The sequence below is a fragment of the Micromonospora sp. S4605 genome (assembly GCF_003176715.1).
Lineage (GTDB): Bacteria > Actinomycetota > Actinomycetes > Mycobacteriales > Micromonosporaceae > Micromonospora > Micromonospora echinaurantiaca.
Window position 1 is genome coordinate 1 of the sequence record NZ_QGSW01000132.1, and the last position, 10,256, is coordinate 10,256.

Below are 10,256 nucleotides of genomic sequence, written 5' to 3' on the forward strand. Positions count from 1 at the left end.
ACCCCCAGCCGAGGAGTGCTCGACCAGCATGACCACAGGTCGACAGGCCGGAGCGCCCGGCGACCGGCGGTGACCACGACTCGACCGGACGGCGGCGCCGGGGCGCCACCCCCCGCCGCCGGGGGCCGCCGCGGCGGCCGGCTCCCGGCCGACCCCCGACTCGCCCGTGAGCTGCTCGACGGGCTGGCCGAGGCGGTGCTGACCACCGGCGCCGACCAGGTGGTCACGCTGGCCAACGCGCTCGCCGCCGACCTGCTGCCCGAGGCCACCCCCGGTACCGACCTGACCCGCTGCGCGGTGCCGGCGCTGGCCGCGGCGGCCCGGAGCGGGACGGACGGCTTCGACGCCACGCACCACGGGCGGCGGCTGCGCGGCACCCGGCGCGCCCTCACCGGCGGCCGGTACGCCTGGTACGTGCGGGACGTCACCGAGGAGTCGGCACGCGTCGACGCGCTGCGCGCCGAGCGCACCCGGACCGGTTTCCTGGCCCAGGCCGGCAGCCGTCTCGGGCTGTCCCTGCACCGCGACCGGACGCTGCACACCGCCGCCACCCTGCCCGTGCCCTACCTGGCCGACCTGGCCCTGGTGCTGTACCGGCCGCCCTTACCGGCCGACCAACGGCCGCGCTGGATCCGGTACGCCGACGGCGACCCGGCGCCCACCGAAGGCCCGGTGCCGGCGGGGCTGCCGGGCCTGAGCGCAGCGCTGCGCGGTGACGCCGACCCGGACCCGTGGCGGGACGCCGAGCCGGCCGCGCTCGCCGCCGTGCTTCCGCCCGAGTTCGCCCGACCCGGCCCGGTGCTGGTCTGCCCGATGCCCGGCACGGGTCGCCCGGCCAACGCCCTGGTCCTGCTCCGCCGCGCCGGCCGGGACGGTTTCGACCGGCGGGACGCCGAGCTGGCCCGGGAGTACGCGGCCCGGGCCGGGGCCGCCGTCGGCGCCGCCGAGCTCTACGGCGAACAGGCCTACCTGGCCCTGGTGCTGGAACAGAGCCTGCTCCCGCCCCAGCTGCCCACGGTGCCCGGTGTCGCCCTCGCCGGCGGCTACCGTGCGGCCGGCGACCGGCTGCGCATCGGCGGTGACTTCTACGACGTCTCCCGGGTCGGGCAGGGCGCGTTGTTCGCCCTCGGCGACGTCTGCGGCCGGGGCGTCGGCGCGGCCGTGCTCACCGGGCGGGTCCGCCAGTCGCTGCAGACGCTGCGGCTGGTCGAGCGGCGGCCGCTGGAGCTGATCCGGCTGCTCGACCGTGCGCTGCTGGACACGCCGCAGCCCACCCCGCGCAGCCAGTTCACCACCCTGCTGCTCGGCAGCGTGGCGGCCGAGCCCGACGGGGACGTCCGGCTCCGGGTGGCCGGTGGCGGGCACCCGGACCCGCTGGTGGTGCGGGCCGACGGCACGGTCGGCCGGGTCCGGGTCGGCGGGATGCCGCTGGGCGCGCTGACGGCGGCCCGGTTCGCCGAAGCCGAGGTCCGGCTCGCCCCGGGTGAGCTGTTGCTCGCCTACACCGACGGGGTGACCGGGGCCCGCGGCGGGCCGGCGGGCGCCGAACTGTTCGGCGAGCGGCGGTTGCGCCAGGCGCTCGGCGAAGCCGCCGGCCTGCCCCCGACGGCGCTGGTCGACCGGCTGCTCCGGCTGGTCGACGACTGGCTGGCCGGGCAGAGCCAGGACGACATCGCCATGCTCGCCGTAGCGGCGGCCGAAGGCTGATCCCCGGGACGGGCCCGCCGGGATGGGGCCCGGCGGCGGGTAGCGGGGCCGGTCGGCGGGTAGCGGGGCCGGTCGGCGGGTAGCGGGGCCGGTCGGCGGGTAGCGGGAGCCGGCCGGCCGGTGAGCCGGCGGACCGGTACCGCGGCGGCCGGGGGCAGCGGGCGCCGGCGGCGGCCAGCCGGTCAGGCGGTGCGGGCCACCGACTGGTCGCCCGGCCACTCGGGCGGCACCCCGAGCGAGCGCTCCGCCGCGGCGGCCTCGGGCGACCAGGGGCCGACCGGCTCGACGGAGCGGACCTCCCGCCGGCGGGCCGCCTCGTCGAACTCCCGCATCCCGTCCAGCAGCGCCTGCCGGCCGGCGGGGGTCATGTCGGCCAGGATCGCGGCGAGTTGCTGGCGGCGGTCGTCCCGCAGCTCGGCGAGGAGCCGGCGGGCCTCCGGGGTGAGGTGCAGCGAGATCTCCCGGCGGTCGAACCGGCCGGGTTCGCGCTCCAGCAGCCCGGCGGCGACCAGCCGGTCGCAGAGCCGGCTCGCCGAGGAGAGCAGCATGTCCAGACCGGTGGCCAGCCGGCGCAGGTTGATCCCGTCCTGCTGCTCGACCACCATCACGGCGCGCAACTGGGCACCGGAGATCCGGCTGGTCGTGCGTTCCCGCGCCGCCTCCCATACGGTCAGCAGGGCACCCGCCGCCGCGTCCAGTTCGGCAGCCATACTCGTGTCGGGTCCCGGTGGACCGTGCAGTTCCGCCATGGTGGGCCCGAGACTACTCCGCCTCTGCTGGTCTTTGGGCTTGTGATTGGAGCGACGATGAGCGAAACCGTCGACCAGGCCCGGCGCGCGCTCATCGAGTCCCCGGCCGACCTGCTGGTGGACCGGGTCGCCGCCGTGCTCGCCGGGTCGTACGGCGTGACCGGCACCGAGCTGTTCCAGGTCGACTACCGGCTCTCCGCGCTGCTGCCGCTGCACGACGGCGAGGCGGTCACCTCGCCGGGGCATCCGGCCTGGCGCTGCTTCGACCACCAGGCGCCGATCGTCGCCGAGCAGGTGGGCTACCTGCCGGTCTCCATGCGCGGGGAACGGCGCGGGGTGCTCCGGGTCACCCCGGTGCCGGACGACCCGGCGGCGCTGGACGGGCTGGCCGAGATCGCCACCGCGCTGGCCCACGAGTTGGCGGCCGTCTCCGCCGGCACGGACGTCTACCGGACCGCCCGACGCAGTCGGCGACTCACCCTCGCCGCCGAGATGCAGTGGGAGATGCTGCCCGGGCGCAGCCGCACCCGCCCCGCGTTCCGGCTGGCCGGTCAGCTGGAGCCGGCGTACGCGGTGCGCGGGGACAGCTTCGACTGGGCCGACGACGGCGACCGGCTCTGGCTGTCCACCATCAACGGCTCCGGCGAGGGCATCGAGGCGGCGATGCTCACCACGCTCGCCACTTACGCGCTGCGCAACGCCCGGCGGGCCGGGCTGAGCCTGGCCGACCAGGCCGCCCTGGCCGACCAGGCCGTCTACGACGTGCACCGGGGCAGCCAGCACCTGGCCGCCCTGCTGATGCAGCTGGAGCTGCGTACCGGGTTGCTGACCGTGGTCGACGCCGGCTCGCCCCGGCTGGTGCTGCTCCGCGAGGGTGAGGTGACCGAGCAGCCGCTGGAGGAGCAGTTCCCGCTCGGCATGTTCGAGGCGACCGACTACCGGGAGCAGCACCTCGAGCTGCGCCGCGGCGACCGGCTCTTCGTGGTCAGCGACGGGGTGATCGACGCCACCGGGCAGAACGTCCGGTACGGCGAGACCGCGCTGGACCGGTTTCTGCGCCGGACCGGCCGGATGGAGCCGCTGGACGCCGTCCGCTCGCTGATCGGCGACCTGCGCGCGTTCGTCGCCGGCGACCTGGTGGACGACGCCGTGGTGGTCTGCCTGGACTGGACCGGCCCGCAGCCGTGACCCCGGTCCCGGCGGTCAGTACGCCCCCCGGCTGCGCAGCACCGCGCCGAACGTCTTCCACAGGATGGTCAGGTCGGCGGCGAGCGACCAGTTCTCCACGTAGTAGAGGTCCAGCCGGATGCCGTCCTCCCAGCTCAGGTCGGACCGGCCGCTGACCTGCCAGAGCCCGGTCATGCCCGGCTTGACCAGCAGCCGGCGGGCCACGTCGCCCTCATAGCGGGCCACCTCGGCGGGCAGCGGCGGTCGGGGGCCGACCAGGCTCATCTGCCCGAGCAGGACGTTGACCAGCTGTGGCAGCTCGTCCAGGGACCACTTCCGCAGCAGCCGGCCGATCCGGGTGACCCGGGGATCGTCACGCATCTTGAACATCAGACCGTCGGTCTCGTTCCGGGCGGTCAACTCGGCCAGCAGGGCGTCCGCGTTCACCACCATGGTGCGGAACTTGAACACCCCGAACTCGCGGCCGCCCTGGCCGACCCGGACCTGCCGGAACAGCGCCGGCCCCCGGCTGTCCAGCCGGATGGCCAGCGCGATCAGCGCCAGCAGCGGCAGCAGCAGCGCCACGGCCAGCGCGGCGGCGGACCGGTCGACGAGGCCCTTGACCAGCTTCCGGACGCCCCGGAACTCGGGCGCCTCGACGTGGATCAGCGGCAGCCCGGCCACCGGCCGGGTGTGGATGCGCGGGCCGGCCACGTCGGTCAGCGCCGGGGCGACCACCAGGTCGATGCCGGTGCCCTCCAGTTGCCACCCCAGCCGGCGCAGCCGGGTCGCGGTCAGCTCGCCGGAGGCGGTGACGGCGACGGTGTCCGCGCCGATCGCGGTGGCCGCCTCCGGGATGCCCCGGAAGGAGCCGACCACCGGCACGTCGCCCAGCCGCTGCGCGACCGGGGCCAGCAGCGCGTCCGGGATGCACGCGCCGACCACGTGGTAGCCGGCGTACGGCTCGCGGCGCAGCGTGTGCACCAGTTCCAGCACGTGCGCGGTGTCGCCGACCACCAGCACCCTGCGCGACCAGCCGGCGCCCCGGGACCGGGCCCGGTGCAGCCGCTTGCGGGCGGCGAACCGGGCCACCTCCAGCCCGAGGGTGCCGACGGCGAAGGAGACGGCCAGGAAGCCCCGGGAGATGCCGACGTCGGCGACGTAGCCGGCGATCGCGACCCCGCCGGCCAGGCGCAGGCTGGCCGCGCTGACCCGGCGGTACTCGTCCGCCCCGTAGCCGAGCACCCGGTCGTCGTAGCAGCCGAGCGCCTTGAGCGAGACCAGCCAGGCGAGCACCACCCCGGGCGCCACCAGCACGTACGGGATCCGGGAGCCGGTCGGGACGTCCTCGCCGAACCGGGCGACGTAGCCGATCAGCACGGCGACCGTCAGGATGCTGGCGTCCAGCACCACCAGCACGCGGACGTAGGCCCGTTCGTCGGCGCGGGCCACCAGGCCGGACGGCGACCCGTCCGGGCGCGCCGACGTCCGCGCGGGGGTCAACAGCGTCGCCGAGGTCACCGAACCTCCCACATTGGTCGCCGGCGGCCCCCGGGTGGCGGCCGGCCCGGATCGCGGGACCGGCGGTGCGGGAGCACGAACGACATCCTGCCCCGACAACTGTGGTGGCCGATTGCTTCGGACGTATTGCCGTCACTTTTCCCGACCGGGCCGGGATGCGGAAAGGGCCCGGCGTACCGGATGCAGCGGTACGACGGGCCCTTTTCAGGCTGTCCGAAGGCTCAGGCGGGCGCCTTGCGCAACGCGATCGCCTTGAGGAAGATCTCGCCGATCTTGGTCGGATCCTCGGTGACGAAGGCGCCGCCGCCGGTGACCTTGGTGATCGACTCCAGCTCGGCCTTGCTGACCTTGTCGCCGATACCGATGATCACGACCTGGATCGGCCGCTCCGGGTCCTTGATCTTGTTGAGCTCGGAGAGCAGCTTCTGCTGGGAGATGCCGTTGGCGTCCTCGTTCTTGCCGTCGGTGAAGAGGACGATGGAGTTGACCCGGCCCGCCTCCCAGCCCTCCTGAACGTTCTTGTAGGCGGCGAGCATGGTGTCGTAGAGGCCGGTGTCACCGCTGGAGGACCGGATGCCGCCGAGCGCCTGCTCCAGCTGGCCACGCCTGCTGGAGAGCCGGCCGATGGGGACCAGTTGCCGGTAGTCGCGGCTGTTGTCGAGGTTGGTGGAGAAGGTCCAGAGCCCGATCGACCAGGAGTCGTCGAAGAGGGTCAGACCGCGGCGGGCCGCCTCGACGGTGACCTGCTGCCGGGTGGCGTTGTTGGCGGTGGGCACCTCGGCCTTCATCGAGCCGGAGACGTCGATGACGGCCAGCATCCGGCCGGACTGGGTGGCGATCGCCCAACTGGAGACCGCGCTGCCGATCGCGGCGGCGTCCAGCCCGCCGGCGGCGGTGCCGCCCGCGGTCGGGGGCGCCGGCGCGCCCCCCGCCGGGCTCGGCGCGCCCACCGGCGCCTCGAAGCCCGCGCCCCAGTTGCCGTCCGGCGAGCGCAGCGACTGCGTCGCCAGCCGGTTGCGGAACGTCGACTGGGTGAGCACCTCGAAGAGCACCCGGGCCGCTGACGCCTTGGCCGGCTCGATACCGGGCAGCACCGCGTACGGGTAGTCCAGCGGCATCGGTGCCGGCTCCAGGTAGAGCGCGGCCAGCGGGACCGGCGGCTTCTTCTTGTTGTAGGCGATCACGTCCTCTTCGGAGAGCGGCGCGGCGCCGAGGCCACTGGCGATCGTCGTGGGATCCGGCGAGGTCGGGAACCGGGCCAGCAGGTCCTGGCGCAGCTTCGAGCGACTGTTGGCCAGCGCGCGCAGCGCCCCGACGGTGTCCTTCTGCGCCTCCGGTCCGCCGGCGGCCGCAGCGGCGGCGGTCAGCGACAGCAGCCCGGAGAGCCCGGCCGCGTCCGTGGTCGGCTCGACGATCCCGGTGTTCAGCGGCTTGTCGCTCTTCAGCTGACCGAGCAGGTTGTTCCAGGTCAGCTTCTTGTCCGGCCAGCCGAGCCGGGAGGTGGCGATCGGCTCGGGCACCGCCACGACCACCGGGCTGCGCGCGATGGACGCCCCGTTGGCCGGGTCGAACGCGGTCGCGCCGCCGTCCTTGAGCCGGGCCAACCAGGTGGACGAATCCGGGATCCAGACGTCCGGGCTGACCGCCGTGCCGCTGGCCTGGCCGACGCCGGCCAGCACGGCGCCGTGCTTGGCGGCCACCGTGGCGGCCACCTCGACCGGGTCGGAGGCCGTCACCGTCACCGCGATGCAGGTGCCGCCGACCGCCGCGCCGTCCTTGACCCACTGGTCGGCGGCTCCGCTGACGGCGGGCGCGAGCTCCGTGGCCACCGCGACGGAGAGCTCGACCTTGCCCGAGCAGTCCGGCCCGGAGAGCTGCTGATAGCCGAACCAGCCCCCCGCGGAGACGACGAGAACGCCGACCGCTGCTGCGGCGGCGGCTCCGTTGAGATTCGAACGCATGCGATGGCGGCCTGCTGACACGCAGACCATCTTGCGTATCCGAAGGGGTGACTGCCATAACCGTTCGGACGAAAGTTACGGAGGAGATACAGTTGATCACCGTTTCCCGACGCTGAGTGATTGGTCAGCCTCAAGGCGTTGCCGAACAAGGCTTCCCGGCTAGCTCAGGGCAGCACGCAGGTGGGGCTCGGCAGCGGCACCGGCTCGCCCACCGGGGCCGGTACGCCGGTGGCCGGATCGACCCGGAACACCCGGACCATGTCGGCCCGCTCGTCGGCCACGTAGAGATGCGCCCCGATCAGCGCGAAGTGCCGCGGCCACTCCCCACCGGTGTCCACCTCGGCGACCAGCTCCGGCAGCTGGCCGGCGAGGGCGAAGACCGAGACGGTGCCCACCCCGCGGTTGGCCACGTACAGGAAGCGCCCGTCCGGCCCGACCGCGATCTCGGACGGCTGCACGTGCCCGGTCCGTTCGCTGGCCTCGACCCGACCCCGCTGGTGCAGCGTGCCGTCGGCGGTCAGCTCGTACGCGGTGACCGAGGCGTCCAGCTCGCCGGCCAGGTAGCAGCGCCCGCCGTCCGGGTGCCGGGCCAGGTGCCGGGGGCCGGTCCCGGCACGGGTACGCACCCGGGGCGCCCGGGGCACCAGCCGTCCGGTGGCGACGTCCAGGTCGTACCGGTAGACCGAGTCGGTGCCCAGGTCGACCGCGAGCAGCGGCCCGCGCCCCGGGTCCGGCGAGACCATGTGGGCGTGCGCCCGGTCCTGACGCCGGGGGTCGGCGCCGTGCCCCTCGTGCTGCACCAGGTCGGTGCGCTCGCCGGGCACCCCCTGCGGGTCGAGCGGGAGCACCGCCACGCTGCCGTCGCCGTAGTTGGCCACGAACAGGTGCCGCCCGTCCGGGGCGACCGCCAGGTGGCAGGGCTCGACACCGCCGCTGAGCTGGACACCGAGCGGGGTGAGCCCGCCGTCCGGCGCGACCCGCCAGGCGCTGACCTCACCGGTGGAGAGCTCGTTGACGGCGTAGAGCACCGGCAGGGCGGGGTGCCGGGCGAGGAACGACGGCGACGGGGTGACCGCGACCGTGCCCAGCGGGGTGAGTTCGCCGGAGTCCGGATCCCGCCGGGCCGCCACGATGCCCGTGGCCCGGCCGCCGCTGTGCTCCGTGTAGCCGCCGACGTGGACGATCGTGCCCTGACCTGTCACCAGTCCACCCTCCGCCCGCTCCTGCGTCGATCCAATCAGAGGGTTCCCGCAATGCCCGACCGTTAGCCGCGATTCGCCGCACCGATTCCCGGCCGACCCGTCCGGTCGCTCCCGCATCGCCGGGGTCGCCGGGGCCGCCGAGGGCCGCCGGAGCGCCGCGCTCGCGTGGTCAGGCCGCCGGCACCGGCTCGCCGCGCTGCCGGGCCACGTGCTCGACCAGCTCGATCAGCACCAGCTTGCCGGACTGCCGGTCCCGGGCGTCGCAGAGCACCAACGGCACCTCGGGGTCCAGGTCGAGGGCCTGGCGTACGGTCTCCAGGCTGAACCGGCGTCCGCCGTCGAAGCAGTTCACCCCGACCACGAACGGGATGCCCCGCTGCTCGAAGTAGTCGATCGACGGAAAGCAGTCGGCCAGTCGCCGGGTGTCGGCGAGCACCACCGCGCCGAGCGCACCGAAGGCCAGCTCGTCCCAGAGGAACCAGAAGCGGTCCTGGCCGGGGGTGCCGAAGAGGTAGACCTGCAGGTCCTCGTTGATGGTGATCCGACCGAAGTCCATCGCCACCGTGGTGGTCGACTTGGTCTCCACCCCGGACAGGTCGTCGGTGCCGACCCCGGCCCCGGTCAGCACCTCCTCGGTCTGCAGCGGCCGGACCTCGCTCAGCGCGCTGACCAGCGTCGTCTTGCCGGCGCCGAAGCCCCCGGCGATGAGGATCTTCAGGGCGAGCGGGATCCGGGCCCGCTCACCGTCATAGCGCACGGAGTCCACTGACCACCGCCTTGAGGATGTCGTTGTCGGGCAGGTACGTGGTGCGCGGCGGCTGGTGCACGGCGACCACGCCCCGGGCCAGCAGGTCACCGAGCAGCACCCGGACCACGCCGACCGCGAGATCGAGGTCGGCCGCCAGCTCGGCCACCGGGACCGGCCGGCCGGCCAGCTCGACCAGTCGGCGGTGCTCCGGTTGCAGCTCCGGATGGGCGGCCAGGTCGGCGCCGGGCTCGGCCAGCACGAACGCGACCAGGTCGAAGCCGTCGACGGCCGACCGGACCCGCCCCCCGGTGAGCGTGTAGGGCCGCACCACGGGGCCGGCGTCGCCGTCCAGCCACTCGTGCTGCGGCCCGGGCGACTCAGTCCGCATCGGCCGCTCCCGCCGCCGACCGGGCCGGGGCGGTCAGGTTCTCCCCCACCCGGGTCACCAGCATCGCCATCTCGTACGCCACCAGGCCGATGTCGGCGTCGGCCTCGCTGACCACGGCCAGGCAGGCCCCCTGCCCGGCCGCCGTGACGAGCAGGTACGCCGACTCCATCTCCACCACGGTCTGCCGGACCGGTCCGCCCGCGACGTGCCGGCTCGCCCCCCGGGCCAGGCTGGACAGACCGGAGGCGAGCGCGCACAGGTGCTCCGCGTCCGCCCGGTCCAGCCCGGCGGACGCGCCGAGCAGGAGCCCGTCGGCCGACAGCACCACCGCCTCGCGGGCGGCTGGCAGCCGGTCCACCAACTCGTCGAGCAACCAGTCGAGATCGGCACTCTGCCTCGTCGGCTGCAGCATCAGGCGTCCCTCTCAGTCACGGTCAGGGATTCGGTGGCCGCCGGCAGGACGGCCGTGCGGTCGTCGTCGACCGGCCGACCCGCCGCGGCACCCGCCGCCGCGGCGCCGTCGGCGGAGTCAGCGGTGCCCGGGGCAACCACCGGCGCCTCGCCGCCGACCGGCCCGGTGGAAGCGGCGGGACCGGCAGGAGACGCGGCTTCGGCCGGACCGGTGGGTTCGGCGGCGGCGCCGGTGGGTGCGGGGGCGGTCTGGCGTGCCTCATGAATCGGGTCGGCGCCCTCGGCAGCCGCCCGGCGGCCCCGGGCGGTGCCGGCCTGCAGCGCCGACATGAACCGGCGCGCCTCCTCCGGGGTCCGCGACCGCGGCGCCTCGACCACCGGTTGCGGCAGCCGGCCGTGGAC

General features: G+C 75.0%; 9 protein-coding genes and 1 pseudogene. 2 read left to right on the forward strand and 8 right to left on the reverse strand.

The features are described 5' to 3' along the window. The first annotated feature begins 69 nt into the window (after window positions 1-69). A complete protein-coding gene (locus tag DLJ47_RS08810) occupies window positions 70-1,707 on the forward strand; it encodes a PP2C family protein-serine/threonine phosphatase (protein WP_199235759.1) in 1,638 nt (545 codons plus the stop codon). Window positions 1,708-1,889: 182 nt separating this feature from the next. Here DLJ47_RS08810 and DLJ47_RS08815 read toward each other — a convergent pair whose 3' ends face one another. Next, window positions 1,890-2,417: a MarR family winged helix-turn-helix transcriptional regulator gene (locus DLJ47_RS08815; protein ID WP_088992248.1), complete on the reverse strand. Its 528-nt coding sequence runs from the start codon at window positions 2,415-2,417 to the stop codon at window positions 1,890-1,892. 96 nt (window positions 2,418-2,513) lie between these two features. Here DLJ47_RS08815 and DLJ47_RS08820 point away from each other — a divergent pair, with 96 nt between their 5' ends. Next, window positions 2,514-3,644: a PP2C family protein-serine/threonine phosphatase gene (locus tag DLJ47_RS08820; protein ID WP_109899569.1), complete on the forward strand. Its 1,131-nt coding sequence runs from the start codon at window positions 2,514-2,516 to the stop codon at window positions 3,642-3,644. Window positions 3,645-3,659: 15 nt separating this feature from the next. On the opposite strand, the gene DLJ47_RS08825 is transcribed toward DLJ47_RS08820, so the two are convergent. The 7 genes and pseudogenes from DLJ47_RS08825 to DLJ47_RS36735 all read right to left on the reverse strand — a co-directional run. Continuing rightward, window positions 3,660-5,144 (reverse strand): sugar transferase, encoded by a 1,485-nt coding sequence (locus tag DLJ47_RS08825; RefSeq protein ID WP_109899570.1) that lies wholly within the window; start codon window positions 5,142-5,144, stop codon window positions 3,660-3,662. Between the two features lie 221 nt (window positions 5,145-5,365). Further along, complete coding sequence (locus tag DLJ47_RS08830) at window positions 5,366-7,126, reverse strand: VWA domain-containing protein (RefSeq protein ID WP_109899575.1); 1,761 nt, start codon at window positions 7,124-7,126, stop codon at window positions 5,366-5,368. Between the two features lie 143 nt (window positions 7,127-7,269). Next, a complete protein-coding gene (locus DLJ47_RS08835; RefSeq protein WP_109899571.1) occupies window positions 7,270-8,307 on the reverse strand; it encodes a lactonase family protein in 1,038 nt (345 codons plus the stop codon). Between the two features lie 169 nt (window positions 8,308-8,476). Beyond that, window positions 8,477-9,073 (reverse strand): GTP-binding protein, encoded by a 597-nt coding sequence (locus tag DLJ47_RS08840; protein WP_088992244.1) that lies wholly within the window; start codon window positions 9,071-9,073, stop codon window positions 8,477-8,479. Next, window positions 9,054-9,443: a DUF742 domain-containing protein gene (locus DLJ47_RS08845; protein ID WP_109899572.1), complete on the reverse strand. Its 390-nt coding sequence runs from the start codon at window positions 9,441-9,443 to the stop codon at window positions 9,054-9,056. The genes DLJ47_RS08840 and DLJ47_RS08845 overlap by 20 nt, the downstream gene beginning before the upstream one ends. Further along, complete coding sequence (locus DLJ47_RS08850; RefSeq protein WP_199235760.1) at window positions 9,433-9,858, reverse strand: roadblock/LC7 domain-containing protein; 426 nt, start codon at window positions 9,856-9,858, stop codon at window positions 9,433-9,435. Before DLJ47_RS08850 ends, DLJ47_RS08845 begins: the two co-directional genes overlap by 11 nt. After that, a pseudogene (locus DLJ47_RS36735) lies at window positions 9,855-10,256 on the reverse strand (hypothetical protein); the annotation flags it as partial. The pseudogene DLJ47_RS36735 and the gene DLJ47_RS08850, both read right to left, overlap by 4 nt.

What these genes read in the sequence shown, in the direction of transcription:
- DLJ47_RS08845 (WP_109899572.1), bottom strand. Translation starts at nt 9,443, where the DNA reads ATGCGGACTGAGTCGCCCGGGCCGCAGCACGAGTGGCTGGACGGCGAC.
- DLJ47_RS08815 (WP_088992248.1), bottom strand. Translation starts at nt 2,417, where the DNA reads ATGGCTGCCGAACTGGACGCGGCGGCGGGTGCCCTGCTGACCGTATGG.
- DLJ47_RS08820 (WP_109899569.1), top strand. Translation starts at nt 2,514, where the DNA reads ATGAGCGAAACCGTCGACCAGGCCCGGCGCGCGCTCATCGAGTCCCCG.